This is a genomic window from Mesorhizobium sp. CO1-1-8, assembly GCF_020164875.1.
In the GTDB taxonomy this organism is placed as follows: domain Bacteria; phylum Pseudomonadota; class Alphaproteobacteria; order Rhizobiales; family Rhizobiaceae; genus Mesorhizobium.
This window is the reverse complement of record NZ_JAIUGZ010000004.1, coordinates 448,066-474,361: the sequence shown is the minus strand read 5'-3', so window position 1 is coordinate 474,361 and position 26,296 is coordinate 448,066. Positions and strand designations below refer to the sequence as shown.

General features: G+C 63.7%; 29 protein-coding genes. 16 read left to right on the top strand and 13 right to left on the bottom strand.

Annotated elements, in window-relative coordinates:
• The first annotated feature begins 30 nt into the window (after positions 1–30).
• From dapF to LB558_RS11290, 6 genes are all read left to right on the top strand, one after another.
• Positions 31–915: a diaminopimelate epimerase gene (dapF, locus tag LB558_RS11315; protein ID WP_224697625.1), complete on the top strand. Its 885-nt coding sequence runs from the start codon at positions 31–33 to the stop codon at positions 913–915.
• A complete protein-coding gene (gene mtaB, locus LB558_RS11310) occupies positions 915–2,228 on the top strand; it encodes a tRNA (N(6)-L-threonylcarbamoyladenosine(37)-C(2))-methylthiotransferase MtaB (RefSeq protein ID WP_224697624.1) in 1,314 nt (437 codons plus the stop codon). The genes dapF and mtaB overlap by 1 nt, the downstream gene beginning before the upstream one ends.
• Before the next feature lie 12 nt (positions 2,229–2,240).
• A complete protein-coding gene (ftsY, locus tag LB558_RS11305; protein ID WP_224697623.1) occupies positions 2,241–4,043 on the top strand; it encodes a signal recognition particle-docking protein FtsY in 1,803 nt (600 codons plus the stop codon).
• 61 nt (positions 4,044–4,104) lie between these two features.
• Positions 4,105–4,761 carry a septation protein A gene (locus LB558_RS11300; RefSeq protein WP_224697622.1) on the top strand — a complete coding sequence of 219 codons (657 nt, stop codon included), beginning with the start codon at positions 4,105–4,107 and terminating at the stop codon, positions 4,759–4,761.
• Positions 4,762–4,831: 70 nt separating this feature from the next.
• The gene (locus LB558_RS11295; protein WP_224697621.1) at positions 4,832–5,452 is read left to right on the top strand and encodes a pyridoxamine 5'-phosphate oxidase family protein; all 621 of its coding nucleotides are present in this window, start codon (positions 4,832–4,834) and stop codon (positions 5,450–5,452) included.
• 40 nt (positions 5,453–5,492) lie between these two features.
• Entirely contained in the window at positions 5,493–6,023 is a 531-nt protein-coding gene (locus LB558_RS11290; RefSeq protein ID WP_224697620.1) for an NADPH-dependent FMN reductase, read from the top strand.
• Positions 6,024–6,048: 25 nt separating this feature from the next.
• Here LB558_RS11290 and LB558_RS11285 read toward each other — a convergent pair whose 3' ends face one another.
• Both LB558_RS11285 and LB558_RS11280 read right to left on the bottom strand, forming a co-directional pair.
• A complete protein-coding gene (locus tag LB558_RS11285; protein ID WP_023811297.1) occupies positions 6,049–6,255 on the bottom strand; it encodes a tautomerase family protein in 207 nt (68 codons plus the stop codon).
• Positions 6,256–6,330: 75 nt separating this feature from the next.
• Positions 6,331–7,251, bottom strand: coding sequence for an SMP-30/gluconolactonase/LRE family protein (locus LB558_RS11280; RefSeq protein ID WP_224697619.1), 921 nt, complete (start codon positions 7,249–7,251; stop codon positions 6,331–6,333).
• 273 nt (positions 7,252–7,524) lie between these two features.
• On the opposite strand from LB558_RS11280, the gene LB558_RS11275 reads away from it, so the two are divergent.
• Positions 7,525–7,692: a hypothetical protein gene (locus tag LB558_RS11275; RefSeq protein ID WP_013528833.1), complete on the top strand. Its 168-nt coding sequence runs from the start codon at positions 7,525–7,527 to the stop codon at positions 7,690–7,692.
• 184 nt (positions 7,693–7,876) lie between these two features.
• Here LB558_RS11275 and LB558_RS11270 read toward each other — a convergent pair whose 3' ends face one another.
• The 4 genes from LB558_RS11270 to ccmA form a co-directional block, all read right to left on the bottom strand.
• Positions 7,877–8,455, bottom strand: coding sequence for a DsbE family thiol:disulfide interchange protein (locus tag LB558_RS11270; RefSeq protein ID WP_224697618.1), 579 nt, complete (start codon positions 8,453–8,455; stop codon positions 7,877–7,879).
• On the bottom strand, positions 8,452–8,619 hold the full coding sequence (gene ccmD, locus LB558_RS11265) for a heme exporter protein CcmD (RefSeq protein ID WP_127268184.1): 168 nt from the start codon (positions 8,617–8,619) through the stop codon (positions 8,452–8,454). The genes LB558_RS11270 and ccmD overlap by 4 nt, the downstream gene beginning before the upstream one ends.
• 123 nt (positions 8,620–8,742) lie before the next feature.
• Positions 8,743–9,408, bottom strand: a complete 666-nt coding sequence (ccmB, locus tag LB558_RS11260) for a heme exporter protein CcmB (protein ID WP_224697617.1) — start codon at positions 9,406–9,408, stop codon at positions 8,743–8,745.
• A 28-nt stretch (positions 9,409–9,436) separates the two neighbouring features.
• Positions 9,437–10,045 (bottom strand): heme ABC exporter ATP-binding protein CcmA, encoded by a 609-nt coding sequence (ccmA, locus tag LB558_RS11255; RefSeq protein ID WP_224697616.1) that lies wholly within the window; start codon positions 10,043–10,045, stop codon positions 9,437–9,439.
• A gap of 280 nt (positions 10,046–10,325) precedes the next feature.
• On the opposite strand from ccmA, the gene acnA reads away from it, so the two are divergent.
• The gene (gene acnA, locus LB558_RS11250) at positions 10,326–13,016 is read left to right on the top strand and encodes an aconitate hydratase AcnA (protein WP_224697615.1); all 2,691 of its coding nucleotides are present in this window, start codon (positions 10,326–10,328) and stop codon (positions 13,014–13,016) included.
• Positions 13,017–13,074: 58 nt separating this feature from the next.
• Here acnA and LB558_RS11245 read toward each other — a convergent pair whose 3' ends face one another.
• Positions 13,075–13,755 (bottom strand): ceramidase domain-containing protein, encoded by a 681-nt coding sequence (locus LB558_RS11245; protein ID WP_224697614.1) that lies wholly within the window; start codon positions 13,753–13,755, stop codon positions 13,075–13,077.
• A 172-nt stretch (positions 13,756–13,927) separates the two neighbouring features.
• Here LB558_RS11245 and LB558_RS11240 point away from each other — a divergent pair, with 172 nt between their 5' ends.
• The gene (locus LB558_RS11240) at positions 13,928–14,698 is read left to right on the top strand and encodes a DUF1223 domain-containing protein (protein ID WP_224697613.1); all 771 of its coding nucleotides are present in this window, start codon (positions 13,928–13,930) and stop codon (positions 14,696–14,698) included.
• A gap of 483 nt (positions 14,699–15,181) precedes the next feature.
• Positions 15,182–15,568, top strand: a complete 387-nt coding sequence (locus LB558_RS11235) for a DUF2794 domain-containing protein (protein WP_127261548.1) — start codon at positions 15,182–15,184, stop codon at positions 15,566–15,568.
• A 126-nt stretch (positions 15,569–15,694) separates the two neighbouring features.
• Here LB558_RS11235 and LB558_RS11230 read toward each other — a convergent pair whose 3' ends face one another.
• The 4 genes from LB558_RS11230 to LB558_RS11215 form a co-directional block, all read right to left on the bottom strand.
• Positions 15,695–16,267: a GNAT family N-acetyltransferase gene (locus tag LB558_RS11230; RefSeq protein WP_224697612.1), complete on the bottom strand. Its 573-nt coding sequence runs from the start codon at positions 16,265–16,267 to the stop codon at positions 15,695–15,697.
• 109 nt (positions 16,268–16,376) lie between these two features.
• On the bottom strand, positions 16,377–17,156 hold the full coding sequence (locus LB558_RS11225; protein WP_224697611.1) for a Bax inhibitor-1/YccA family protein: 780 nt from the start codon (positions 17,154–17,156) through the stop codon (positions 16,377–16,379).
• 228 nt (positions 17,157–17,384) lie between these two features.
• Entirely contained in the window at positions 17,385–19,934 is a 2,550-nt protein-coding gene (locus LB558_RS11220) for an ABC transporter permease (RefSeq protein ID WP_224697610.1), read from the bottom strand.
• The gene (locus LB558_RS11215; protein ID WP_224697609.1) at positions 19,934–20,629 is read right to left on the bottom strand and encodes an ABC transporter ATP-binding protein; all 696 of its coding nucleotides are present in this window, start codon (positions 20,627–20,629) and stop codon (positions 19,934–19,936) included. Before LB558_RS11215 ends, LB558_RS11220 begins: the two co-directional genes overlap by 1 nt.
• Before the next feature lie 86 nt (positions 20,630–20,715).
• On the opposite strand from LB558_RS11215, the gene LB558_RS11210 reads away from it, so the two are divergent.
• The gene (locus LB558_RS11210) at positions 20,716–21,360 is read left to right on the top strand and encodes an arylesterase (protein WP_224697608.1); all 645 of its coding nucleotides are present in this window, start codon (positions 20,716–20,718) and stop codon (positions 21,358–21,360) included.
• Positions 21,361–21,485: 125 nt separating this feature from the next.
• Positions 21,486–22,082, top strand: a complete 597-nt coding sequence (gene thpR / locus LB558_RS11205; RefSeq protein ID WP_023811312.1) for an RNA 2',3'-cyclic phosphodiesterase — start codon at positions 21,486–21,488, stop codon at positions 22,080–22,082.
• Here thpR and LB558_RS11200 read toward each other — a convergent pair.
• Positions 21,986–22,504, bottom strand: coding sequence for a low molecular weight protein-tyrosine-phosphatase (locus tag LB558_RS11200; RefSeq protein ID WP_224697607.1), 519 nt, complete (start codon positions 22,502–22,504; stop codon positions 21,986–21,988). The two genes, thpR and LB558_RS11200, sit on opposite strands and share 97 nt — an antisense overlap.
• Before the next feature lie 50 nt (positions 22,505–22,554).
• On the opposite strand from LB558_RS11200, the gene LB558_RS11195 reads away from it, so the two are divergent.
• From LB558_RS11195 to LB558_RS11185, 3 genes are all read left to right on the top strand, one after another.
• Complete coding sequence (locus LB558_RS11195; protein ID WP_023811314.1) at positions 22,555–22,851, top strand: 4a-hydroxytetrahydrobiopterin dehydratase; 297 nt, start codon at positions 22,555–22,557, stop codon at positions 22,849–22,851.
• Positions 22,852–22,974: 123 nt separating this feature from the next.
• Positions 22,975–23,337, top strand: a complete 363-nt coding sequence (locus LB558_RS11190) for a YkvA family protein (RefSeq protein ID WP_224697606.1) — start codon at positions 22,975–22,977, stop codon at positions 23,335–23,337.
• Between the two features lie 269 nt (positions 23,338–23,606).
• Positions 23,607–24,110 carry an invasion associated locus B family protein gene (locus tag LB558_RS11185; RefSeq protein WP_013528815.1) on the top strand — a complete coding sequence of 168 codons (504 nt, stop codon included), beginning with the start codon at positions 23,607–23,609 and terminating at the stop codon, positions 24,108–24,110.
• A 67-nt stretch (positions 24,111–24,177) separates the two neighbouring features.
• Here the strand turns inward: LB558_RS11185 and LB558_RS11180 are convergent, their stop codons facing one another.
• Complete coding sequence (locus LB558_RS11180) at positions 24,178–25,533, bottom strand: chloride channel protein (RefSeq protein ID WP_224697605.1); 1,356 nt, start codon at positions 25,531–25,533, stop codon at positions 24,178–24,180.
• Positions 25,534–25,704: 171 nt separating this feature from the next.
• On the opposite strand from LB558_RS11180, the gene LB558_RS11175 reads away from it, so the two are divergent.
• Entirely contained in the window at positions 25,705–26,262 is a 558-nt protein-coding gene (locus tag LB558_RS11175; protein WP_224697604.1) for a DUF305 domain-containing protein, read from the top strand.
• Positions 26,263–26,296 lie beyond the last annotated feature (34 nt).

Genomic DNA, 26,296 nt, shown 5'->3' with positions numbered 1-26,296 from the left:
CGCCAAACGGACACGGAATTTCTCGGAGCAATGGCCAGCACTGCCCCTTTCGCCAAGATGAACGGCATCGGCAACGAGATCATCGTTGCCGATATGCGTGGCCGTGCCGATCGGGTGACGGCGGCGGCGGCGATTGCGCTGAACGCCGACGCCGCGACCAGCTTCGACCAGATAATGGCGATCCATGACGCCAGGACGCCGGGCACCGCCTTTTTTATCGACATTGTGAACTCCGACGGAACCGGTGCGCAGGCCTGCGGCAATGGCATGCGCTGCGTCGTCCAGGCGCTCGCCGCCGAGACCGGCCAGAAAATCTTCACCTTCGAAACCGTGGCGGGCATCCTCAATGCGCGCGAACACCCCGACGGTTCGATCTCGGTCGACATGGGCACGCCGCGCTTCGGCTGGCAGGATATCCCGCTGGCCCAGGAATTCCGTGACACCCGCATGATCGAGCTGCAGATCGGGCCGATCGACGCACCGGTGCTGCATTCGCCCTCGGTCGTCTCGATGGGCAACCCGCACGCGATCTTCTGGGTCGACCGCGACGTCTGGTCCTATGAGCTCGAACGCTTCGGTCCGCTGCTTGAGAACCACCCGATGTTCCCCGAGCGAGCCAACATCACCATCGCTCAGGTTACTTCGCCCGAAACCATGATCATCCGCACCTGGGAGCGCGGCGCCGGCCTGACCAAGGCCTGCGGCTCGGCCTCCTGCGCCGCTGTCGTGGCCGCGGCCCGCACCAACCGGACCAGCCGCAGCGTCAGCCTGCTGACCCCCGGCGGCGGTAGGCTGCATGTCGAATGGCGCGACGATGACCACGTGGTCCTGACCGGCGCCGCCGAATGGGAATTTTCCGGCAGCTTCGACCCGTCCGTCGGGACATGGGCCCGCGACACCGAAAGCGCGGCCTGATGTCCGCTCTGCCCAAGAGCCCGATGTCCCAGGGGATCGATGTCGTCACCTTCGGTTGCCGGCTCAACACCTATGAATCTGAGGTGATGCGGCGCGAGGCTGAAAGTGCCGGCCTGGGCGCGCTGGAAGGTGGCGCCGTGATCTTCAACACCTGCGCCGTGACAGGCGAAGCAGTGCGCCAGGCCAAGCAGGCGATCCGCAAGGCGCGCCGCGACAACCCGCGAGCCCGCATCATCGTCACCGGCTGCGCCGCGCAGACCGAGCCTGAAAAATTTGCCGCCATGGACGAGGTCGATCTCGTGCTTGGCAATGAAGAGAAGCTGAACGCGAATTCCTATCGCGCGCTGCCGGATTTCGGCGTCAACGACACCGAGAAGGCGCGCGTCAACGACATTTTTTCCGTGCGCGAGACCGCGGGTCACATGGTCGACGCCATCGAGGGCCGCGCGCGCGCCTTCGTCCAGGTGCAGAATGGCTGCGACCACCGCTGCACCTTCTGCATCATTCCCTACGGCCGCGGCAATTCGCGCTCGGTGCCGATGGGAGCCGTGGTCGAGCAGGTCAAGCGGCTCGCCGGAAACGGCTATGCCGAGATCGTGCTGACCGGCGTCGACATGACGTCATTCGGCTCCGACCTGCCGGGCGCGCCGAAGCTTGGCAAACTGGTGAAGACGATCCTGAAACAGGTGCCCGACGTGAAGCGGCTGCGGCTGTCGTCGATCGATTCGATCGAAGCTGACGAGGATTTGCTCGACGCCATCGCCACCGAGCCCAGGCTGATGCCGCATCTGCATCTGTCCCTGCAATCGGGCGACGACATGATCCTGAAGCGGATGAAGCGCCGCCATCTGCGCGATCAGTCGATCCGCTTCTGCGAGGATGTGCGCAAGCTGCGCCCCGGTATCGTCTTTGGCGCCGACATCATCGCCGGCTTCCCGACCGAGACCGATGAAATGTTCGAGAACTCGGAGAAGATTGTCGAGGAGTGTGGCCTGACCCATCTCCACGTCTTCCCCTTCAGCCCACGCGAAGGCACGCCCGCCGCGCGCATGCCGCAACTCCGCCGCGAGGTGGTCAAACAGCGCGCCGCCCGGCTGCGCGCCGCCGGTGAAGTTTCGTATATCAGGCATCTGTCGTCGCTCACTGGTACGCGTCAGTCGATCCTGATCGAGCGCGACGGCCTTGGCCGCACCGAGGGTTTTACGCTTGCCGCACTCGGCACGGGCGCACCGGGTGAGATCGTCGAAGCCGACATATCAGGCCACGATGGTACCAGGCTGGTCGCGGCGCCCCTTGCCGCCCGCGCCGCCTGAGAAACGCAAAGCATGGCTGGTTTTTTCAAGAAGATATTTTCGTTCGGCAAGAAAGAGGTGGTCGAGGAGCGGATCGACGAGACCGCCCCGCTGCCGCCGATCAAATGGGAAGCACTCGATGCGCTGAAGCCGGCGGCCGAGCAGGTCGTTCCGGAGTTCTTGAAGCGCGACGAGCCGCTGCCCGAGGCGGAAACGACGCCGGCCGAGCCGGAGGTGATTCCCGCGCCGGAACCGACGCCGGTCGAGGAACCCACGCCCGAGCCGGCGCCAACCATCCCGCCAGTACCGGAGCCGACTGTTCCAGCCGAGCCGGAACCGCTGCCGGAGCCCGCGCCGAAGGAAGAACCCGCACCCGCGCCAGAGGCTCCAGAGCCGCCGACACCCGAGGAAGTCCCGGTCACCCCTGCAACTCCGGAACCCACGCCCGAACCGCAGCCGCAAGAAGTCCCTGCTCCGGCGCCGGCCGAACCGGAGATCGTCCCGTCACGCCCGGAAAAGCAGCCGGAGCCGGCCCCGGTCGAAGTGCCGACGCCTGCAGAAGTCCCGGCAGAAACACCAGCGCCGATCGAGGTGCCGACACCGGCACCGTCCCCTCTTCAGCCGTCTTCAGAGGTCGGCGCCGCCCCTCATCCGCCTGCCGGCACCTTCTCCCCGTATAATGACGGGAAGAGGGAAGAAGTTTCAGAGCCGACGCCCGAAGCCCCGCCTGCCGAAATCGCACCTCCCATTCGCCAGCCGGCGCCCATCGAATCGCAGCCGGTTATTGCGGAAATTGCGCCCGAGCCGCAGCCTCTTCCACCACTCGCGCCGGAGCCGAAAGCCGCCCCCGGCAAGGTGACCGTCACCAAGAAGGTCGAGCAGAAGGCCGAGCCGCAGAAGGCGCCGGAACCGGCACCGAGACGCTCATGGTTCCAGCGCATGAAGGACGGGCTTGCCCGCTCCTCCAAGGAACTCACCGGCAACATTGCCGGCGTCTTCACCAAGCGCAAGCTGGACGACGAGACGCTGCAGGACCTTGAGGATGTGCTGATCCGCGCCGATCTCGGCATGGAGACGGCCTTGCGCGTCACCGATGCGCTGGCCGCCAGCCGCTACGGCAAGGACGTCTCCGACACCGAGGTCCGCGCAATCATGGCGGCCGAGGTGGAAAAGGTGCTGACCCACGTCGCCATGCCGTTAGAGCTCGACCTTTCACACAAGCCGCATGTCATCCTGGTGGTCGGTGTCAACGGCACCGGCAAGACCACAACCATCGGCAAGCTGGCCGCCAAGCTCACCGATGGCGGCCTGTCGGTGATGCTCGCCGCCGGCGACACGTTCCGCGCCGCCGCGATCGAGCAGCTGAAGATCTGGGGCGAGCGGACGAAATCGCCGGTCATCGCCTCCAAGATCGGCGCCGATGCCGCGGGGCTGGCCTATGACGCCTTCGAGAAGGCCAGGGAAGCCGGTTCCGACGTGCTGATCATCGATACCGCCGGCCGCCTGCAGAACAAGACCGAACTGATGGCGGAGCTCGAAAAGATCGTCCGCGTGCTTGGCAAGCTCGATCCGGAAGCACCGCACACCGTGCTGCAGACGGTCGACGCCACCACCGGCCAGAACGCACTCAACCAGGTCGAGATCTTCCGCAACATCGCCGGCGTCAACGGCCTGGTGATGACCAAGCTGGACGGCACGGCGCGCGGGGGTATTCTGGTGGCGATCGCGGCGAAGCACAAATTGCCGGTCTATTTCATCGGCGTCGGCGAACAGGTCGACGACCTCGAACCTTTCTCGGCAAGCGAATTCGCCAGGGCGATCGCTGGAGTGGCCTAACAAGCATGTCCCAGAAAGGTGCAGCCTTTTGGATTCGGATCATGCACAAGAAAGATATTCCATGAACCCACCCATTCTCGAACGCGATCCGTCGGACCCGCAGAAGCAGAAGAAGGAAGGCGTTAATCCGCTGCTCAAGCTGGTGCTGGAGCTGGGTCCGTTGATGGTGTTCTTCTTCGCCAATGCGCGCGGCGGATGGCTGGTGCAGAAATTCCCTGTTCTGGCCGAGTTCGGCGGGCCTATCTTCGTCGCCACCGGCCTGTTCATGGCCGCCACGGCAATCGCCCTGATCGCCTCGTGGCTGCTCACCCGCACCTTGCCGATCATGCCGATGGTGTCGGGCGTCGTCGTCTTCATCTTCGGCGCGCTGACGCTCTATCTGCAGGACGACATCTTCATCAAGATGAAGCCGACCATCGTCAACACGCTGTTCGGCGGCGTGCTGCTCGGCGGCCTCTACTTCGGCAAGTCGCTGCTTGGCTATGTCTTCGATTCAGCCTTCAGCCTCGACGCCGAAGGCTGGCGGAAACTGACCTTCCGCTGGGGCCTGTTCTTCCTGTTCCTGGCCATCGTCAATGAGGTGGTGTGGCGCAATTTTTCCACCGACGCCTGGGTTACCTTCAAGGTCTGGGGCATCATGCCGATCACGCTTCTGTTCACCTTCAGCCAGATGCCGCTGATCCTGCGTCATTCACTCGAGGATAAGACCGGGAAATAGAGCAATCCCAGGAAAAGTGTGAAGCGGTTTTCCCTTCCGAATCGCGTCAAAACAAAGAGGGGAGAGGGACATGGAATTTATCACCACGCGCGACCAGTTGAGGACGATCTACAAGACGCCACGGCCGACCGACGGTTCTATCCGCAAGGAGCTGAAAAAACCTGACGGCCATTGCCGCTCCTTCATCGGCAAGAGCCCGTTCGTGCTGATCGGCTCGTCCGACGGTGCCGGCAATGCCGATGTGACGCCGAAGGGCGACAAACCGGGCTTTGCCACCGTTCTCGACGACACCACCATCGCCATACCTGACCGGCCCGGCAACAACCGGCTCGACACGCTGGAAAACATCCTCGTCAATCCCTCGGTCGGGCTGCTCTTCCTCATTCCCGGGATGAACGAGACGCTGCGGGTCAACGGCGACGCCCGCATCACCGTCGACGCAAATTTGCGCGAACGGCTCGCCGTCGACGGCAGGGAGCCGCAAAGCGTCGTCCTGGTCAGCGTCAAGGCCGCCTACATGCACTGCGCCAAAGCCTTCATGCGCTCCGACCTGTGGAAGCCGGAAACCTGGTACGACCGCGCGACGCTGCCGACGCTCGGCCAGATCATGCGCGATCAGCTGGCGGTTGCCGATTCGGCCGAGGCGACCGACCGCTGGCTCGACGAGGAATACAAGAAGACGATGTGGTAGGTTTTCCGGACGCGATTCGCGTCTGGACCGATTCCATACCTTGCTGAACATCCTTGCCATTTCCGGCAGCCTGCGCGCGGCCTCCACAAATTCGGCGCTGATCGCCGCACTGGCGCGCGAAGCGCCGTCCGGCTGCCGCGTCACCGTCTATGACGGGCTTGGCCGTCTGCCGATCTTCAATCCCGACGATGAAGACGAGCGGACGCCGCTCGAAGCCTGCAAGCTGATCGATGCCGTCAGCCGAGCCGACGGCCTGATTGTTTCCTGTCCGGAATATGCCCATGGCGTGCCGGGCGGGCTGAAGAACGCCCTCGACTGGCTGGTCTCGCGCGACGCCGCTGTCGCCAAGCCCGCCATGCTGGTGCACGCCTCGCCGCGCTCGCTGTTCGCCCGCGTCGCCCTGGCCGAGATCATGCGCACCATGTCGTTCGCGCTTTGCGACGATGTGCTGGAGATTGCACTGCTCGGCAAGAAGCCGCCAGAGGTGGCGGGCATCCTCGACGAGCCGGCGAACCGGCAGGCGATGCATGATGCGCTGGATGCCTTCGGGGAGTTTATCCGCTCGCGTTGAGCGGCGGCCACCCCATACCTTCGGGCTAGCCCTTTCGCAGCGTCTCCACATCGGTCTTCCCAACGTACCAATCGCGCGCGTTGACCTCTTCAAAAACCACCCAGACATCGTCGTTGCTCAGCCCGGTGGCGTCCATGATGGCCGCCGTGACCTTTTTGGCGATATCCGCCTTCTTGCCCGCCGGATCGGCTGATATCACTTCCTTGACGATGCGGATGTTGACGAATGGCATTTTTGTCCTCCCGGGGATGTTGGTGCTCGCGACCCGCTTCGATGAAACCGTCGAACGGCCGCCAGTGCTCCAGTCTCAGTATGTCTTGGCGCCGTTGACCATGAGCCGCACCATGTAGAGCGACGTGGTGCCGGCGATGTAGAGGTTATTCAGCTTGTTGCCGCCGAACACGCAATTGGCGGTGACTTCCGGCACCTTGACCTTGCCGATCAGCGTGCCGTCCGGATCGTAGCAATGGATGCCGTCGGCGGCACTAGTCCAGATGCGGCCGTCCTCGTCGAGCCTGAAGCCGTCGAACAGGCCGGCCGTGCAGTCGGCGAAGACTTTCCCGCCCGAAACCTTCTTGCCGCCCTTGCCGACATTGAACACCCGCATATGCGCCGGATTCTGCGCGCCATGCGTGCGGCCTGTGTCGACGACATAGAGCTTGCTCTCGTCGAGCGAGAAGGCGAGCCCGTTGGGCCGGACCATGTCGGTGATGACGGCTTCGACCTCGCCGGTGCCGGGATCGACCCGGTAGACATGGCAGGCGCCGATTTCGCTCTCGGCCCTGTCGCCCTCATAATCCGTATCTATGCCGTAGCTCGGATCGGTGAACCAGATGGAACCGTCGGATTTTACCACCGCGTCGTTGGGCGAATTCAGCCGCTTGCCCTTCCATTTGGCCGCGATCGTGGTGACCGAGCCGTCGAACTCGGTGCGGCTGACGCGGCGGCCGGAATGCTCGCAGGTGATCAGCCGGCCTTGCCGGTCGACGGTGTTGCCGTTCGAGTTGCCGGACGGCTGACGGAAGACGCTGACATTGCCGTCGGTCTCGTCGTAGCGCAGCATGCGGTTGTTGGGGATGTCGGACCAGACGACATAGCGCCCGGCGGCGAACCAGGCCGGCCCCTCGGCCCACTGGCATCCGGTGAACAGCTTTTCGACCTGCGCGTTGCCGTTGAACAGGCGCGCGAAGCGCGGATCGAGAATTTCATAATAGTCTGCGGCCGCCATGCTTTCCTCCCGGCATCAATGACGCCGGATCAAGCCAGCCTGAGGGACAGAAGGCAATGTGGGTACGCACAGTGTCATGCAAAAAGCGCGGCCAAGACAGCATGGCTTGCTCTGCGCATGACGTCAGGCGCCGCATTAACCGGCTATGCGTCCAGCGCAATGGTGCATTGCAACATCTTCTTTTTGCAATGCACCATTACTATGTCATGCTTCGTATCGATCAAGGGAGGAAGAAACCGCCGCCGAAATGCGGCGCCAAAAAGGAACCTTGCTATGATCCTCGACAGTCTCATGACCCGCGCTCGCAACAGCATTGCCAAGCGCAAGCACTACAACCGCCTTGTCGCCGAAATCGACAGCTTTTCCAGCCGCGATCTGGCCGACATGCGCGCCGACCGCTCGGAAATGCTCTACCAGATCCACAAGCAGATCTACGGCTGATCTCAAGTCCGATACGACGCGCCGCCAAGGTGCGTTGAGATTCAGGTCAGGCCGAGTCGAAAATGAGGGTTTCCGAGAACCGGAGCGGAGCGCACTTTTGGGTACGTGAGCACAGTTCTACTGCGACGCAGTAGAGCGGGGGAGCGCAGGAAACCGTCATTTGCAGACCGGCATCACCTGAATATCAATGCGCCGCCAGCGCCTTGTCGATCTGCGGCAAGAGCAACGCCTGCACCGTCTCGGGCGTCAGCGGGCCGACATGTTTGTAGGCGATCTTGCCGTCCTTGCCGATGACGAAGGTTTCCGGCACGCCGTAGACGCCCCAGTCGATCGCCGCGCGGCCCGCTTCGTCAACCCCTATCGCCTGGAACGGATTGCCGAGATCGCCGAGGAACCGGCGTGCGTTTTCGGGCCGGTCCTTGTAGTTCAGCGCCGCCATGGTGAAACGCTTATCCTGCGACAGCGCCAGAAGCACCGGGTGCTCTTCGCGGCACGGCGCGCACCACGACGCGAAGACGTTGACCAATGTGACCTTGCCGGCGAAGGTTTTCGAATCGAGCCCCGGCAGGTTTGAGCCCTCCAGCGCCGCCAGGCTGGTTTGCGGCGCAGGCAGGCCGATCAGGGCCGACGGCACTTCCGAAACATCGCGCCCCGACAGCAGCTGCGACAGGAACAGTCCGGCCAGGCCAAGGAAGATCAGCAGCGGCAACAGCACGAACAGGCGACGGGTGCGTGGCGGCGGCGTTTCCGTTTCTGTGCTCATGGCTTTGCCGCCTTGTCGGAGCGACGCCTCACGCCGGACGCCTCCAGTTCGGCAAGCTCACGCTTGCGCGCCCGCTGGTCGAGCAGGATCCAGCCGATCAATCCGGCCAGCACCACGGCAGTGATGCCATAGGCGGCGGTCACGTAGAGTGCATGCGCGCTCATGCGGCAGGCCCCGCTGAAGTGCGGCCTTCCAAACCGATCATGTCGCCCAGTCTAGACATGCTTTTCCTTAGCCTCGCTCCGTCGGCTTCGCAATCGGTCGCCGCGCCGCAGTCATACGCCGCGTCAATCCGTGCCATGGCGCAGCGCCAGCGCCGCCGAGACCGGACCCAGCACGCCAAGAAACAGGGTCAGCGCGGCAAGAATGAGGAAGGGCTGCAAAAACGGATCGGGATTGGCGGTCGCCCCATAGCTTGCCGAAACGCCGAAGATCAGCACCGGAATGGTCAGCGGCAGCACCAGCACCGAGATCAGCAGCCCGCCACGCGGCAGCGCCACCGCCACCGCAGCGCCGGCGGCGCCGACGAACGTGATGGCCGGCGTGCCGACCAGCAGCGTCAGCGCCGTGGCGCCGATGCCGAGCGGCTCCATGTTCATAAACAGGCCGAGCAATGGAGCCGCGATGACCAGCGGCAGCACGCTGCCCGCCCAATGCGCCAGGCATTTCACCAGCACCGTCAAGGCCAGCATGTGGCGATCATTGCCAAGCACCAGGAGATCGAGCGAGCCGTCCTCGCGATCGGCCTGGAACAGCCGGTCAAGGCCGAGCAGGCAAGACAGCAGCGCACCGATCCACAGGATCGCCGGACCGATGCGGGCCAGCAGCTTCAGATCCGGCCCGACTCCGAACGGGATGGTGGCGATGACGGCGAGGAAGAAGATGACCCCGGTCAGCGCCCCGCCGCCGGCACGGATGTTGAGGCGGATGTCGCGCAGGAAGAGGGCTAGCATGATTTGAGATGCTTTCGCCCAGGTATCATCAACCGGCTTCCCCCATCACCAACGCCTGTGCCCCATCCAATCCAAGCGGCAGATGCGTCGCCGCGACAATCATCCCACCATCCGCGCAATGCTTCACCATCAACCCCGCAAACCGCGCCTCCGAAGCCTTGTCCAGCCCCGCCGTCGGCTCATCCAGCAGCCACAATGGCCGGTGGCTGACCAAAAGCTTGGCGGTCGCCGCGCGGCGCCGTTGCCCGGTCGATAGATAGCCGAACGGCAGGTGGCCGATGCCGCCGAGCCCGACCGTTTCCAGCGCCTCTTCGACGCCGAGCAGTCCGTCGCCATTGAAGTCGCGCCAGAAGTGCAAATTCTCAGCCACGCTGAGCGCCGGCTTCATTGCGTTCTGGTGGCCAAGGTAGTGACAGGCCGAGGCAACAGACGGGAACGCTTCGCCGCCACCCTCGATCCTCACGCTGCCTTCCGCCACCGGCAGCAGCCCGGCGATGATCCGCAGCAAGGTCGACTTGCCCGATCCGTTTGGCCCGGTGACGATGAGCGCCTGACCCTCCTCCAGGGCAAAGCCGATGCCGGAAAACACCGCGTCGCCGCCTCGCTCGCCGCCCAGATTTTCGGCGATCAGCCGCATTCCTCGCCTGCCCTGAAACCATGTGTCGCGGTCGCTGCCGCATCGCACAAATTTGCTTTCCAACTGTCTAGAACTATTCCAGAAAATTCTCTATATGCGGTGCATCCGTGCCAGCGGTCGGCACGGGAACAGAATTAGCGCCGAACCAGCGCACGCGCCGCCTTGAACGGCTCGGGTTGCTTGGGAACGGACAGCGGAAATGGCCGTACCCGCACCTTTGCGCGTGATTGCATGCCATCGGCGTCCGTTCCCTTTCAGGCTGAACAGACAAGGATCGCACGTGTCAAAATCCCTCGACAGTTTCAATTGCCGCCGCACGCTGACCGCAGGCGGCGCGGAGTATGCCTATTTCGACCTCATCGAGGCCGAGAAGAACGGCCTCACCGGCATCTCGCAGCTGCCCTATTCGATGAAGGTGCTGCTGGAAAACCTGCTGCGCAACGAGGACGGCCGCTCCGTCACCAAGGAATCGATCCAGGCGGTGGCCGGCTGGCTGACCGACAAGGGCACCGCCGGCGTCGAGATCGCCTATCGCCCGGCCCGCGTGCTGATGCAGGACTTCACCGGCGTTCCGGCCGTGGTCGACCTTGCCGCGATGCGCGACGCCATGGCTTCGCTCGGCGGCGATCCGCAGAAGATCAACCCGCTGGTGCCGGTCGACCTCGTCATCGACCATTCCGTCATCGTCGACGAATTCGGCACGCCGATGGCCTTCGCCCGCAATGTCGAGCTGGAATATGAGCGCAACGAGGAGCGCTACAAATTCCTGAAATGGGGCCAGCAGGCATTCCGCAACTTCCGCGTCGTGCCGCCCGGCACCGGCATCTGCCACCAGGTCAACCTCGAATATCTTGGCCAGGTGGTGTGGACCAACACCGAGGACGGCGAAACCACAGCCTATCCCGACACCTGCGTCGGCACCGATTCGCACACCACCATGATCAACGGCCTGGGCGTGCTCGGCTGGGGGGTCGGCGGCATCGAGGCCGAGGCGGCCATGCTCGGCCAGCCGGTCTCCATGCTTTTGCCCGAGGTGATCGGCTTCCGCCTCACCGGCAAGCTGAAAGAGGGCGTCACCGCCACCGACCTCGTGCTCACCGTCACCCAGATGCTGCGCAAGAAGGGCGTCGTCGGCAAATTCGTCGAGTTCTTCGGCCCGGGTCTCTCCAACATGACGCTGGCTGACCGCGCCACCATCGGCAACATGGCCCCCGAATATGGCGCCACCTGCGGCTTCTTCCCGGTCGACTCGGAAACCATCCGCTATCTCACAATGTCCGGCCGCAGCGAGGACCGCATCGCGCTGGTCGAAGCCTATGCCAAGGCGCAAGGCCTGTGGCGTGAAACCGGCTCGGCCGACCCTGTCTTCACCGATCTGCTCGAGCTGGAACTTGGCTCCGTAGTGCCGTCGATGGCCGGCCCCAAGCGGCCTGAAGGCCGTGTCGCCCTGGAAGGCATTCCGGAAGGCTTCGCCAAGGCGATGGAGACCGAATACAAGAAGGCCGCCGAAATCCACAAGCGCTACGCCGTCGAAGGCACCAACCATGATCTCGGCCACGGCGATGTCGTCATTGCCGCCATCACCTCCTGCACCAACACCTCGAACCCGAGCGTACTGATCGGCGCCGGCCTCCTGGCCCGCAACGCCAACCGCCTCGGTTTGAAGCAAAAGCCATGGGTGAAGACCTCGCTGGCGCCGGGCAGCCAAGTGGTGGCTGAATATCTGGAGAAATCCGGCCTGCAGAAGGAACTCGACCAGATCGGCTTCAACCTGGTCGGCTTCGGCTGCACCACCTGCATCGGCAATTCCGGCCCGCTGCCGGCGCCGATCTCCAAGACCATCAACGACAAGGGCTTGATCGCCGCCGCGGTCTTGTCCGGCAACCGCAACTTCGAAGGCCGTGTTTCGCCCGACGTGCAGGCGAACTATCTTGCCTCGCCGCCGCTGGTCGTCGCGCACGCGCTGGCTGGAACCGTCACCAAGGACTTGACCACCGAGCCGCTTGGTGAGGACAAGAACGGCAACCCGGTCTATCTCAAGGATATCTGGCCAAGCTCGGCCGAGATCCAGGAGTTCATCGAGAAGAACGTCACCCGCGAGCTGTTCGCCCGCAAATATGCCGACGTCTTCAAGGGCGACGAGTACTGGCAGAACGTCAAGGCGCCGGAAGGCCAGACCTATGCCTGGGACGACAACTCGACCTATGTGCAGAACCCGCCCTATTTCGCCGGCATGACGTCAGGTTTCGGCACGATCGGCGACATCAAGGGCGCTCGCGTGCTCGGTCTGTTCGGCGACAAGATCACCACCGACCACATTTCGCCGGCCGGATCGATCAAGGCGGCCTCGCCGGCCGGCAAATACCTCACCGACCACGGCGTCGGCGTCGCCGACTTCAACCAGTACGGCACGCGGCGCGGCAATCACGAGGTGATGATGCGCGGCACCTTCGCCAACATCCGCATCCGCAACCACATGCTGGGCGAGAACGGCCGCGAGGGCGGCTACACCATCCACTACCCGTCGAAGGAAGAGGAATCGATCTACGACGCGGCGATGGAGTACAAAAGGGAAGGCGTGCCGCTGGTTGTCTTCGCCGGCGTCGAATACGGCAACGGCTCGTCGCGCGACTGGGCGGCCAAGGGAACCAATCTCCTTGGTGTCCGCGCGGTCATCGCGCAGTCCTTTGAGCGCATCCATCGCTCGAACCTGGTCGGCATGGGCGTTATCCCCTTCGTCTTCGAGGAAGGCACCTCATGGGCATCGCTCAACCTCAAGGGAGACGAGCTGGTCGAGATCGACGGCTTGAGCACCATCAAACCGCGCCAGACGATGATCGCCAAGGTCACCTATGGCGACGGCACGGTGAGGAACGTGCCGATCATCTGCCGCATCGATACGCTGGATGAGCTCGATTACTTCAAGAACGGCGGCATCCTGCAATACGTGCTGCGCGACTTGGCTGCGTAGTACGGCAGTAAGTAGGGCAGTAAGGGAGTAGGGAAGGGAACCCTATTCCCCTATTCCCCTATTCCCCTATTCCCCTATTCTTCGGCGCCCCAAACCGCGCCGCAGCAGCTAGAAGCACGCCGAGCATCAGCCCGTTTAGGATGTGCCAGAGGAAGTGAGTGCCAAGCGGGAAGGCGCCGCAGACCAGCGGGTCGATCATCCGGCAGACAACCGACACCACGAAGATCGCCGATCCCGCCAGATTGTACCAGCCGGCCCGATTGCCGCCGGCCGCCACCAGCGTGCCGAAGAAGGCGAGCGCCAGGAACGGCGGCAGATAGCCCGTCGTGCCGTTCGACGCCTGTCGCAGCCAGTCCGGCACGGCCAGGGTTATCGCCCCCGCAATCACATAGAAGGCAATGAAGATGGCGATGGCCTTGCCCCACGGCAGGCCGAGGAAGCGGCGCAGGTTGAACAGCGTGTAGGCCAGCGTGAAGCCGGCGATCGGCAGCACGTCGGCCCAGACCGTGCCCTTGGTGGCAAAGGTGTGGAAGATCGTCGAGCCGATGCCGATCGCCACCACCCACCAGGCCAGCACCTCGGCGAAGGCGCCGGTGCCCAGCCTTCGCACCTCGCGCACGCCCCACAGGCCGGCCGCGATGAAGGCGAGGTTGGTCAGGGCGTTGACTGGCTCGGACCAGAATTCCGGGCCGGTCCGCTCGCAATAGAGATCGACCGGCGCCAAAAACGTTTGCCACATCGCGATTGCCGCCCGAATCGGTTTCTATCCTGAAGCGCAGATCCTTCCTATTGCGGGGTTGCGGTCGGCGGCAATGGCAAAATTTCACCGCAACGTGACTTCCCGTTGACTTCCGCTTCTGCCACATATTTTAGCAATCAAGATAAAGCCGGCACCACCGGCGGGAATCGGAATGGCCATGGCCTTGCGAAAATCATTGTGGCTGGCAGCTCTTGCGCTGGCCTTCTCGGCGTCTGCCGGCGCCGGGCATGCCGGCGAGTCCGACAAGCCGCAAATCGAAAAACCACTGGGTGTGGTCGAACTGTTCACCAGCCAGGGCTGCAGTTCCTGCCCGCCGGCCGATACGCTGTTCTCCGAACTTGCCGCCAAGGAAGACATCGTCGCGCTCGCCTATCACGTCGACTACTGGGACTATCTCGGCTGGCAGGACACGCTGGGCCGCAAGGAGAACACCGAGCGGCAATACGACTATATGCGCGCCTTCGGCAGCCGCTCCGTCTATACGCCGCAGGCCGTCATCAATGGCCGCGTCCACGTCAACGGCGCCAGCCGCGGCGAGGTCGATGGCGCGCTCGCCCGCATGGCAAAGAGCGGCGAAGGCATGCGCGTCCCCGTCAAGGTCAGCCGCACAAGCGACCGCGTGATGATCGACGCCGGCGATGCCGGCAACGGCCCCAGCGACGCCCATGTCGTCATCGTCTATTTCGACCCGCCGCAGACGGTCAAAGTCGGCGAGGGCGAGAATACCGGCCGCAAGATGACCTACTGGAACGCCGTCACCGGCATCCAGACCGCCGGCATGTGGCATGGCAAGGCACAGCGCTACGAACTGCCGATGAGCGAGATTGCCAAGAAGGGCGGCTGCGCCGTGCTGCTGCAGTCGGTCGGCAAGGACGGCATGCCCGGCCCCATTCTCGGCGCTGCGTTCATTCACAAGCCGTAACAGAATCGCTGAAACGACCCTGCCTTCGTCATCCTGGGGCGAAGCGGAGGCGAAGAGCCGGGGATGACGAAGTCGCGGTAGTGCGAAGGCCAACCCAACATCAAGCCAACAAAAAACCGACGTCAGCTTGCTTCTGACGTCGGTCATTTAAGTTTTGGGATCGTCGCACCCGGTTCTTCCGAAGAAGAGCCGAGGTTGGTTCGATCCGACGCAGACCCGTGGGCGGGGGGCTTGGGGTTTACGAGCCGGTGCCGGACCGAACCGTCTCAGGCAACGCCGGTAAATTCGTCGGACATTGGGGCATGAGCGCGGATAAAAAAAGGCAGAAATGTGGCGAAGCATCACCAATTCCAACACAGCGTTTCATAAAAGTGACTGGACGTGACGGAAAGGGCGCGGCGCAAGGCGCTTCGCCAGGTCTTGCAATTCAGCCGCGAACACGCCAACTTTGGTTGGCAAAGATTCATTTTGAAGGATCGAGGCATGACCGATGACAGCGGCGGGACAGGGGATGGGGACGCATCCGCGATACTGATCCCGCTGCACGAGGCGCGACGCGAGCGCCTCGATCAGCCGGTGCGGTTCGACCGGCGCGAGCTGGATCAGATCCTCAGGCTCTATGGACGCATGGTCGCCGCCAATGAATGGCGCGACTACGCCATCGATCATCTCGCAGACCGCGCTGTGTTTTCCGTATTCCGCCGCACCAGCGAAGTGCCGCTGTTCCAGATCGTCAAGGATCCGAAACTGGCCCGCAAGCAAGGCGCCTTTGCCGTCATCGCCGCCGGCGGCCGTATCTTGAAGCGAGGCCAGGAACTCGGCCGCGTGCTTGGGATATTCGATAGCAAGCTGAAAGTAGTCGAGGCCTGAGCAGGGAATTAGAGCAGGGAATTGAAGAACTGGAGAATTGAAGAATTGATGAAAAGGCACTCGACGCCTGATCTAACCGCCTCCAGTTCTCCAGTTCTCCAGTTCTTCAGTTCTTCGGTTCCTTCTTCAATCCCCTCTAACGCGAAACTTCCGCTCCGGCAGCGAACTGGGATCGGGCGGCGCCGATGCCCCACCATTCAGCGACAGCTGCATGAACACCGTGTCCAGCCAGCGCCCGTGCTTGTAGCCGGAGCCTTCAAGGCGCCCCGAATGGCGAAAGCCGAGCTTTTCGTGCAGCCGCACCGAGGCACTCTCAGGACGGCCGTCGCCGATCACCGCGATGATCTGGCGAAAGCCAGCCGTCCGCGCCGCCTCGATCAGGCTTTGCATGAGCTTGAGCCCGACGCCCTGGCCCTTGGCCTCGGGCGCGACATAGACCGAATCCTCGACGATGAAGCGATAGGCCGGGCGCGGCCGGAAGGCGCCGGCATAGGCATAGCCGAGCACGGCGCCGTCCTTTTCCGCCACCAGGTAAGGAAAGCCGCCGGCCACCAAAATGTCGAATCGCGTGCCCATCTCGGCGCGGCTTGGCGGCTCCAGCTCATAGCTCGCCGTGCCTTGGGTCACCGCGTCGGCATAGATGTCCGTGATCCGGTCGAGGTCGGCCGCTGTCGCGGGTCGAATCGTAATGATGCTCATAATTTATGCATGCCATTTCTCTGCTGGCAATAACAGCAAAGCCCGGCAAAAAAGGAAAGGGCGGCCGTTGGGCCGCCCTTTTGGAACTCGATGGTCCAGCGCTGCTGAACTAGCGGCGGTCGCCCATGAACTGCAGCAGGAACATGAACAGGTTGATGAAGTCGAGATAGAGCCTGAGCGCGCCCATGATGGCCTTGCGACCGGCGACATCGGTAGCATCGCCCTCGAAATACATCTCCTTGATCTTCTGCGTGTCATAGGCGGTGAGGCCGGCGAAGACCAGCACACCGATCGCCGAGACGGCGAAGGACAGAGCCGACGACTGCAGGAAGATGTTGATCACCGACGCGATGATGATGCCGAACACGCCCATGATCAGGAACGAGCCCATCGCCGTCAGGTCACGCTTGGTCGTGTAGCCGAACAGCGACAGCGCGCCGAAGGCTGCAGCGGTGGCGAAGAAGGTCTGCGAGATGCTCGCCGTGGTGTAGACCAGGAAGATCGATGACAGCGACAGGCCGACGAGACCGGCATAGACCCAGAACGTGGTCTGCGCGGCAGCGACGCTCATCGACTGAATCCTGAACGACAGGAAGAACACGGCGGCCAGCGGCGCCAGCATCACCACCCAGCGCAGCGGCGAGCCAAAGATCGCGTAGCCGAACGAGGTCAGCATCTCGCCGCTCGGCAGCGTCGCGACAGCCGAAGCCGGATCGGTGGTTGTAGCCAGCATGATCGTGCCGACAGCGGCAAGACCGGTGATGAGGAGGCCAAGCCCCATCAGATTGTAAACCTTGATCATGTAGGCGCGCAGGCCCAGATCGATGTCGGCACCGACGCTGACGCCGGGCACGGCGCGCGTCTGGTAGTTGCGAATGGGATCAGCCATTGTAGTCCTCTATTTGCTTCTGCCCCGTCCGGTGTCAGGTCCTTCCGGACCCAGGCGCCGCTGGCAGGGCTCCAGCATGCCTGTGGCGAAATATGATGGTTATTCGCGTCAAGAACAAGACCGTAACCGGATGTAACGGTTCGTGAGGGAGCGAAGTGCCGATTCCTCGGCTTTCCGGACGGCTTTCTTACCAAGATTTAATCCAGAATGCCCATTCCGGGCCTGTCGTCACAGGTTGCGCAGCACCGGTGCTGCCTTGTGGCCGAGCACCCGCCAGGTGCCGGCGAGACCAATGCCGACCGTGATGACCAGCGAAAACTGAATGGTTGCCACCGCCACCTCCGGCATGAAATGCGACGGCAATGTCATGATGCGCGCAACGACGAACCAAGCCGCCGCACTGCCCGCCGCCAGTGCGAAGATGGCGGTGGCCAGCCCGATCAGCATGTATTCGAGCGAGAAGGCCGATATCAGCGTCGTGCGTGTCGCGCCCAGCGTCTTCAGCACCACCGCATCATGGATGCGCGCCCGGTTGCCGGCTGCAAGCGCGCCGGCCAGCACCAGTACCGAGGCGATCAGCGCCACGCCGGCGGCGGCCCGGATCGCCGTGCCGAGTTGCCCGACCAGCCGGTTGACGACATCGAGCGCGTCCTTGACCCGCACCGTCGTCACCGCAGGGAAGGCGCGGGTGACGGCGTTGAGGATGCGGGCGTCGTCGGCCGTCGAGGCACTCTTTTCGGTCAGCGTCGCCATCCAGCCATGCGGGGCGCCTGCGAATGTGTTGGGCGAGAAGACCATGACGAAATTGATGCCCATCGTCTCCCATTCGACCTGGCGGAAATTGGCGATCCTGGCCGTGACATTGCGGCCCAGCACATTGACGGTGATGGTGTCGCCGAGCTTCAGCCCGATCTCCTTGCCTTCTTGCGCCGAAAACGAAACCAGCGGTTCGCCGCTGTAATTTTCGGGCCACCAGCTGCCCTCGGTCAACGTCGCGTTGTCCGGCTGCCTGTTGTCATAGGTCAGGCCGCGGTCCCCCCTCAGCACCCAGGCGCCTTCCGCCGGCACTTTCACCTTGTCGACATCGACACCGTTCAGCGCCATCACCCGGCCGCGCAGCATCGGCACCTTGGCCAGCACGCCCTGCGGCGCCTCCTTGCCGATCAGCGCCGAGAAAGACGCGACATCGGCGCTCTGGATGTCGACGAAGAAGAAGTTCGGCGCCCGTTCCGGCAGGCTGCCGGAGATCTGCCGCCTGAGATTGCCGTCGATCAGCGCCAGCGTCACCAGCAGCGTCAGGCCGAGCCCCAAGGACAGCACCACCGATGGCGTCAGGGCGCCCGGCCGATGAATGTTGCCGATGGCGAGCCTGAGCGCCACGAAGCGCACGCGCGGGCTTTTCCTGGCTGCCCATTGCACCAGTGCGCCGACCACGCGCAGCACCAGGAAGGCGAAGACGGTAGCGCCGACAAAAATCGAGGCGATGCGCTGGTCGCCCGAGAACAGAATGGCCAGCGCCGCTAGCAACAGCGCGATGCCTATGGCCGCCGCGACATAGGCGGGGCGCGGCAAGCCGCGGCCTTCCAGGCCCATCTCGCGAAACAGCGCGGTTGCCGGCACATCGCGGGCGCGGCCGAGCGGCAGCAGCGCGAAAGCCAACGTCACCAGCAGGCCGAACAGCGCCGCCATGCCGAGCGCGCCGGGATAGAAGCCGCCTTCGGCCGGCACCGGAATGACGGATTGCAAGGCCGCACTCGCCGCGAACGGCATCAGTGCGCCGACCACAAGGCCCAGCACGATACCCAATCCGGCGATGATCAGGATCTGCACGAGATAGACGGCAAAGACGAAGCCGCCCGAAGCGCCCAGGCTCTTGAAGGTGGCGATGACGCCGCGCTTGCCGTCGAGATAAGCGCGCACCGCATTGGCGACGCCCACACCGCCGACCACCAGCGCCGTCAGCCCGACCAGGGTCAGGAACTGCGAGAAACGTTCGATGTTGGACGACAGCGCGGGTGCGGCGTTGCTGCGCGTGCGGATCGACCAGCCGGCTTGCGGAAAATCCCTGGCCGCCTGGTCCTGGATGGCCTTCAGCCGTGCCTCGTCGGCACCTGCCGGCAGGCGGATCTTGTAGGCATTCTCGACCAGGCTGCCCGGCTGGATCAGTCCGGTGGCTGCCAACCCGTCGGTCGAGATCATCAGCCTTGGCGCGAAGCCGAAACCGTCGGCCACGGCATCCGGTTCGGCGACCAGCCTGGCGCGCAGTTCGAAAGTGGCGGTGCCGAGCTTCAGCCGGTCGCCGATCTTGACGTGCAACCGATCGAACAGAAGATCGGGTGCCGCCGCACCGAAGACGCCGAACTCTTCGCCGAACAGTTCCTGTTTCGACAGTGCCGGCTCGGTCTCCAGCGTGCCATAGAGCGGATAGGCATGGTCGACCGCCTTGGCCTCGACCAGCGCCTGGTCGGATCCGTCAGCCAGACGCGCCATCGAGCGCATGCTGGCGGTCCGGGAAACCGTGCCGAGCCCGTCAAGGAAGCTGCGCTCCGTCTGGTTGGCATCACGCTGGTTGATCTGGAAGCGAAGATCGCCGCCAAGCAGCGTCTGGCCCTGATTGGCGACACCGGCGGTGATCGAACGCGCCACCGAGTTGACGCCGCCGATGGCCGCGACGCCGAGCGCGATGCAGGCGAGGAAGATCAGGAAACCGGACAGGCCGCCGCGCATCTCGCGCAGCGAGAAGCGGACCGCGAGCCTCAACGTCCGGGACAGCGGCATCAGGCCGTCACCTTGACAGGCGCCGGCGCCTCGATCCGGCCCGAGCGCATCGATACCTGGCGCGAACAGCGTGCCGCAAGCGCCGGATCATGGGTCACCAGCACCAGCGTCATGCCGCGCTCAGCCGCCTTGGCGAACAGGAGGTCGGCGACCTGCCGCCCGGTCGCCTGGTCGAGATTGCCGGTCGGCTCGTCGGCGATCAGGATGCGCGGGGACGGCGCCAGCGCTCGGGCGATCGCCACGCGCTGCTGCTCGCCGCCCGACAATTCGCCGGGATAGTGGGTGACGCGGTCGCTGAGGCCAACCGCCTGCAGCTCGCGCGCCGCTACTCCGAACGGATCGGCATGGCCGGCCAACTCCAGCGGCACCGCGACATTTTCGAGCGCCGTCATGTTGGGAATGAGATGGAAGGACTGGAACACGATGCCAATGTTTCGGCCACGAAACGAAGCAATCTGGTCCTCGCTTTTGCCGTTGAGCAGCTCGCCGGCGATTCGAACCGTACCCGAATCGACCCTTTCCAGGCCTGCCAGGACCATCAGCAATGTCGACTTGCCGGAGCCCGAAGGCCCGACGATGCCGGTCGCCTCGCCAGCCGCCACATCGAGGCTGACCCCCTTCAGCACATGGACGGAAGAGGCCCCTTCGCCGAGGGTCAGGGATACGTCTTTCAGCGCGATGACGGCTTCTGTCAAAATGAAAGCGTCCTATATGGAGGATGAAGGCTCTGCTTGCCGGAAGCCGTCGACTGAAGAATTCTAGCTCATATGGGGCCTGCCGCATGTCTTTCAAACGCAGTATTGCCGCAGGCTTGATGGTTTTCCTCGCCGTTTGCGGCGCCATGTCGTCGGCGCGTGCCGAGCCGTTCAAGATCGTCGGCTTCGGTGACAGCCTGATGGCGGGCTTCGGCCTTGGCCCGGACCAGGGCTTTACCGACAGGCTGCAGGCGGCGCTTGCCGCCAAGGGCCACGATGTGACCGTCGCCAATGCCGGCGTCTCCGGCGACACGACGAGCGGTGGCCTGGCGCGGCTTGACTGGTCGGTGCCGGACGGCACGCAGCTGGTCATCCTCGAACTCGGCGCCAACGACATGCTGCGCGGCGTTTCGCCCGACATCACCAGGAAGAACCTCGACGAGATGCTGAGCAAGCTGAAGCAGCGCAAGATTGCCGTGCTTCTGGCCGGCATGCGCGCCGCACCCAATCTCGGTCCCGACTACCAGCGCGCCTTCGACGCCATTTTTCCGGACCTGGCGAAGAAATACGACGTCGCGCTCTACCCGTTCTTTCTCGACGGCGTCGCCAGCCAGCCCGGCATGCAGCTCGAGGACGGCCTGCATCCGAGCGCACGAGGCGTCGACCAGATGGTCGAACGCATCCTGCCGACGGTAGAGAAGGTGATCGCGACAGTGCCGGGCGATTCCTAGCGGATTGGAACTGTTTCCGCCCGGCGAGCTTTTAACGGGGACTGTGGCCAACAAACCTCTTGCTCCGTTTGACTATCGATGATTCGCTAAGGGTGACAGTTCGATTCGAGGAAGGGAGGCTCTTCATGCCGCGTCTTTTCACCGCCCTCGAAATTCCGCGTGACGCTGCCCTTTCGCTGTCCCTGCTGCGGGGCGGCTTGCCGGGAGCCCGCTGGATCGATGTCGAAAACTACCATCTGACGCTGCGCTTCATCGGCGATGTTCCCGGCCATGTCGCCGACGAGATCGCCAACGCGCTCGACCGCGTCCACCGCCCTTCCTTCTCGCTGGCGCTGTCCGGCGTCGGCGCTTTCGGCCAGAAGAAGCCGCATGCGGTGTGGGCGGGCGCTTCCGCCTCGCCTGATCTGGCCGCCCTTCAAGGTGAGATCGACCGCATCTGCCAGCGGCTCGGCATCCCGGCCGACCCGCGCAAATTCATGCCGCATGTGACGCTGGCGCGCTTACGCAATTCGACCCCGCTGGACGTCGCCCAATATCTGTCGGCGCGCGGCAATTTCTCGACGCTGCCGTTCCGCATCGGGCGTTTCGTGCTGATGTCGTCGCGCGATTCGGTCGGCGGCGGACCCTATATCGTCGAGGAGGCCTGGCCGCTGTCAGGCACGGACGCCCGCGCCTCCAGCCTTGTCGCCAGCGCCTCCGACGCTTCGCGGATCATGCGATAGGCGGAAGCGAAGGCTTCTGCCTCGTCATGATAAGGATCCGGCACGTCGCGTGACTTTGCCTGCGCGAACTCCAGGAACAGATGGATGCGGTCCTGCACGGCCGCCGGCGCCAGCGCCTTCAGGTCGGCGACATTCGACCGGTCCATGCCGAGGATCAGGTCGAAACGCTGGAGGTCCTGCGGCGTCACCTTGCGCGCCCTCTGCCCGGAAATGTCGACGCCGTGCCGCATGGCAACCGCGATCGCGCGTCGATCGGGGGCAGAGCCGGCCTCCCAGTCACTGGTTCCCGCTGAATCGAGCAGCATGTCCCGGGCCGACCCGCGCTCGGCCCAAACCGCGCGGAAGACACCTTCCGCCAGCGGCGACCGGCAGATGTTGCCGAGGCAGACGAAGAGAATGGAATTTATGGGCTTCGCGCTCATCGATCCGTCGCTATGGTGAGGGTCGTTTTCGCATAGCACAGGATATGGACATGGCGAGAGAGAAACTGGGCAGGCAAGCCGCTGAAGCCGCATTGACCGGTCTCGACGGCTGGGCGCTGGCGGAAGACGGCGCCTCCATCAAGCGCACATTCACCTTCGCGAATTTCTCCGAGGCTTTCGCCTTCATGACCCGCGTCGCGCTCGCAGCCGAGACCATGGATCATCATCCCGACTGGTCGAATGTCTACAAGACCGTCGACGTGACGCTGAACACCCACGATGCCGGCGGCGTCACCGCACTCGACATCGATCTGGCCAAGAAAATGAACCGTTTTGCCGGCGCCTGAGGCCTGGTATCGCCTCGGCAGGCCCAAATCGGCACCGGCATCTTGTAGCGGGGGTCGGGTTTCACCACATTTTCCCCCGCGGGCATGCGCCGGGATGCGCACGGGCCCTGCAAGGAGAAACTGATGGCGCAACAATCCGGTTTTGATTTCTTCGGCTTTGGCGGCAAGCTGGCAAACGAGAGCGAAGTGCGCGAGAAATTCTGGCGCACAGCCAAGAAGGCCGCCCGGCAGATCCCCTTCATGGAAGAGGTGGTGGCCGCCTATTACTGCGCCATGGACAAGAACACGCCGCTGCGCGCCAAAGGCATTCTGCTGGCCGCGCTCGGTTATTTCGTGCTGCCGGTGGATGTCATCCCCGACTTCGTCTTCGGGCTTGGCTTCACCGACGACATCGCCGTGCTCACCGCCGCGATCACCGCCGTCAGTGCCCACATCACCACTGCGCATCGGCAGGCCGCCAGGGACGCCATGGCCGACAAGGGCTGAACACGCGCGCGGAACGCCGTTGAAGCCGGCCTTGGGCGGCAGCGTAAAAAGTCAAACTCTTGCCGCTTTCGTGGCCTCCAAGTCGCCAAAGGGATGTCGCGCCGCCTGCTCGCAAGGCGGCGGCGCGGGAATGGCGGCGGTTTCCTCGGGTGAGGGTTCTTTTCTCTTCGGAAATTCACCGTTTGGTAACCCAGATTAAATCAAAATGAAGCGACGGGCAGGACGCCAAGCCGGCCTGACTCCGCACCATTTGGAATACGGGAAAAGCGATGCGCGGATTGATTGCTATAGTTTCAAGTCTGGCCCTGGTGGCCGTGGCAGCGCCGGCACTGGCGCAGTCGGCGACCAAGATCGGCCAGCACAATGCCTGGGGCACCTACAGCTATCAGGCATCGGGCGGCAAGGTCTGCTATGTCCTGACCGTACCGACCGACAAGCAGCCGCCGACGCTCGACCATGGCGACATGTTCTTCTTCGTCAGCCAGCGGCCCGGCCAGCAAGTATCCTACGAGCCGCAATTCATTGCCGGCTACAACTTCCAGGAAGGCTCCAAGGCCACCGTGACCATCGACAAGAAGACGTTTTCGATGTTCACCCGCGGCAAATCGGCCTGGGTCGAGAATGCCGCCGAGGAACCGGTGCTGATCGCCGCGATGAAAACCGGCACCGACATGAAGGTGACGGCGAAGTCCGGCCGCGGCAACCCGACCAGCTATGTCTTCTCGCTGAAGGGCATTTCGGCGGCGCTGACGTCGATCGCCAAGTGCAAGTAGGCAAAGAGGGCAAGCAAGCACTTCGTGTTGAATGAATGGCCGGGCCGCAAAGCCCGGCCTTTTGCTTTCAGCTTTGCCCCGATCCCGGCTCGGCCTCCGCTCGACGGCGCCGGATCGCCTCGGCGATGAAGACACGCGACAGCGCGTGGTAGAGCGGTTCGTGCGAGATCATGCGCGCCGTGCCATAGCCCAGCATCGAGGCCAGCATCAGCGCGATGACATTGTCGTGATTGCCGGTCATCTCCAGGATGATGACGAAGGCCGTCATCGGCGCTTGCACCACCCCGGCGAAGTAGCCGGCCATGCCGAGCAGTGCCGCCGCCCCCGCGCTGGCGCCAAAGAGGAGGCCGAGCGAACTGCCGATGCCGGCACCCACCGCCAGCGAGGGCGCGAAGATACCGCCCGGAATGCCCGAGATCATCGACAGCAGTCCCGCCAGGAACTTTTCGGCAAAGAAGATTGGGGGCAGCGGCGTGCCTTCGACGGCGCCGCGCGCCTGCATATAGCCGGTGCCGAAGGTCAGCCCGCCCGACGCGACACCGATCACCGCCACGGCAAGCCCGCAGAGCGCGGCCACGGCCAGGGCGCGGCGCAGCGGCTGCCCGGTGTTCCAGCGCCGGATCCGGCGCGTCGCCTTCAACGCCAGCAGCGAAAACAGCGCGCCGAATCCGCCGCCAATGATGCCGCAGGCAAGCACCAGCGGCCACTCGGCGGCAAACGAGATCGTCTCCCTGGCGACGCCGAAATAGGTGTAGTTGCCGAGCAGGCCGAGCGAGGCGAGGCCGGCCAGGATCACCGCCGTCAGCACCAATCCGTTGGTGCGCGCCTCGTAGGTGCGGCCCATCTCCTCGATAGCGAAGACGATGCCGGCCAGCGGCGTGTTGAAGGCGGCGGCGATGCCGGCGGCCGACCCGGCCAGGATCAGGCCGCGCGCCTGCGCCATGCCGCCCCAGCGCGCCGCCTGCAGCATCAGCGACGCACCAACCTGCACGGTCGGGCCTTCGCGGCCGATCGAGGCGCCGCAGAACAGGCCGACGATGGTGAGCATGATCTTGCCGGCCACCAGCTTGAGCGACAGGATATGGCTGCGGTCCTCGTCGTCGCGCAGATGACGGGCAGCGATCGCCTGTGGAATGCCGCTGCCTTGCGAGCCCGGAAAGAAGGTGTAAGCCAACCAGGCACACAGCACGAAGCCGAGCGGCGTGACGACAAGCGGCAGCAAGGAACGCCAACCGCCTGCGTGTCCTGTCATCAGGTTGAACAACTCCTGCGCCTTGTCGGCCATGACTGCGAACAGAACGCTGATCAGGCCGATGCAGATAGCGCCTGCCCAGAACACCAGCCGTGGTTGCCAGACGCGCCGCGATCCCCACATGGCGCGCGAACGCCGCAGGAATGGGTATTTTCGCGATGTGCCGGCCATCTCTGTCCTCTCGAGGAAATCCCAGCCCTAACACAGGCCAGCCCTAACACAGGCCAGCCCTAACACAGGTATGACTTCGATCAAGCCTGTGTGGGCGAGTAGGAGTTCGACGATTGGTGCGGATCAAAAATCCATGCCGGCGGTTTTGCACCATGAGCAAGGAGCCACACCATGAGCTACGGCCGATTTGCGGCGATGATCGTCGTTTCCACATTGATCATGTATGGGCTGATGTACCTGAACACCTATGCGCTAGATCACATCTTCTTCAGCCAGACCCGCGCCTGGATGGCCGTACTCATGGGCGCGGCCATGGCATTGATCATGATCGGCTTCATGTGGAGCATGTACAAGAACGCCGCGGCCAATGTCGGCATTGTCGTCGCGGGTGTCCTGGTATTCGTCGGCGCCCTGTGGCTGGTCAGAAGTCAAGAAACCGTGAGCGACGTATCGTATATGAAGGCAATGATCCCTCATCACTCGATCGCAATCATGACCAGCGAACGTGCGCATATTCGCGATCCAGAGGTCCGCAAGCTGGCGGACGGCATCATTGATGCCCAGGTGCGCGAGATCACGCAGATGAAGCGCCTGATCGCACGACTTGAGACGAAACCAGTCGCGCCCGGCGTCCCTGATTTGTCTTCCTATCGGACCCTGGGCACGCCGCCGCCGCCGCCCGAAACAGATCAAAGCACCGGCATCGATACCCGTAACGTCGACAGATAGCGGATTCAGATGGTTGGCCCGCAGCAAAACAGCT

Coding starts and splice junctions, on each gene's coding strand:
- dapF (WP_224697625.1), top strand. CDS start 31: ATGGCCAGCACTGCCCCTTTCGCCAAGATGAACGGCATCGGCAACGAG.
- mtaB (WP_224697624.1), top strand. CDS start 915: ATGTCCGCTCTGCCCAAGAGCCCGATGTCCCAGGGGATCGATGTCGTC.
- ftsY (WP_224697623.1), top strand. CDS start 2,241: ATGGCTGGTTTTTTCAAGAAGATATTTTCGTTCGGCAAGAAAGAGGTG.
- LB558_RS11300 (WP_224697622.1), top strand. CDS start 4,105: ATGAACCCACCCATTCTCGAACGCGATCCGTCGGACCCGCAGAAGCAG.
- LB558_RS11295 (WP_224697621.1), top strand. CDS start 4,832: ATGGAATTTATCACCACGCGCGACCAGTTGAGGACGATCTACAAGACG.
- LB558_RS11285 (WP_023811297.1), bottom strand. CDS start 6,255: ATGCCATTCGTCAACATCCGCATCGTCAAGGAAGTGATATCAGCCGAT.
- LB558_RS11280 (WP_224697619.1), bottom strand. CDS start 7,251: ATGGCGGCCGCAGACTATTATGAAATTCTCGATCCGCGCTTCGCGCGC.
- LB558_RS11275 (WP_013528833.1), top strand. CDS start 7,525: ATGATCCTCGACAGTCTCATGACCCGCGCTCGCAACAGCATTGCCAAG.
- LB558_RS11270 (WP_224697618.1), bottom strand. CDS start 8,455: ATGAGCACAGAAACGGAAACGCCGCCGCCACGCACCCGTCGCCTGTTC.
- ccmD (WP_127268184.1), bottom strand. CDS start 8,619: ATGAGCGCGCATGCACTCTACGTGACCGCCGCCTATGGCATCACTGCC.
- ccmB (WP_224697617.1), bottom strand. CDS start 9,408: ATGCTAGCCCTCTTCCTGCGCGACATCCGCCTCAACATCCGTGCCGGC.
- ccmA (WP_224697616.1), bottom strand. CDS start 10,045: ATGCGGCTGATCGCCGAAAATCTGGGCGGCGAGCGAGGCGGCGACGCG.
- LB558_RS11245 (WP_224697614.1), bottom strand. CDS start 13,755: ATGTGGCAAACGTTTTTGGCGCCGGTCGATCTCTATTGCGAGCGGACC.
- LB558_RS11240 (WP_224697613.1), top strand. CDS start 13,928: ATGGCCATGGCCTTGCGAAAATCATTGTGGCTGGCAGCTCTTGCGCTG.
- LB558_RS11235 (WP_127261548.1), top strand. CDS start 15,182: ATGACCGATGACAGCGGCGGGACAGGGGATGGGGACGCATCCGCGATA.
- LB558_RS11230 (WP_224697612.1), bottom strand. CDS start 16,267: ATGAGCATCATTACGATTCGACCCGCGACAGCGGCCGACCTCGACCGG.
- LB558_RS11225 (WP_224697611.1), bottom strand. CDS start 17,156: ATGGCTGATCCCATTCGCAACTACCAGACGCGCGCCGTGCCCGGCGTC.
- LB558_RS11220 (WP_224697610.1), bottom strand. CDS start 19,934: ATGCCGCTGTCCCGGACGTTGAGGCTCGCGGTCCGCTTCTCGCTGCGC.
- LB558_RS11210 (WP_224697608.1), top strand. CDS start 20,716: ATGTCTTTCAAACGCAGTATTGCCGCAGGCTTGATGGTTTTCCTCGCC.
- thpR (WP_023811312.1), top strand. CDS start 21,486: ATGCCGCGTCTTTTCACCGCCCTCGAAATTCCGCGTGACGCTGCCCTT.
- LB558_RS11200 (WP_224697607.1), bottom strand. CDS start 22,504: ATGAGCGCGAAGCCCATAAATTCCATTCTCTTCGTCTGCCTCGGCAAC.
- LB558_RS11195 (WP_023811314.1), top strand. CDS start 22,555: ATGGCGAGAGAGAAACTGGGCAGGCAAGCCGCTGAAGCCGCATTGACC.
- LB558_RS11190 (WP_224697606.1), top strand. CDS start 22,975: ATGGCGCAACAATCCGGTTTTGATTTCTTCGGCTTTGGCGGCAAGCTG.
- LB558_RS11185 (WP_013528815.1), top strand. CDS start 23,607: ATGCGCGGATTGATTGCTATAGTTTCAAGTCTGGCCCTGGTGGCCGTG.
- LB558_RS11180 (WP_224697605.1), bottom strand. CDS start 25,533: ATGGCCGGCACATCGCGAAAATACCCATTCCTGCGGCGTTCGCGCGCC.
- LB558_RS11175 (WP_224697604.1), top strand. CDS start 25,705: ATGAGCTACGGCCGATTTGCGGCGATGATCGTCGTTTCCACATTGATC.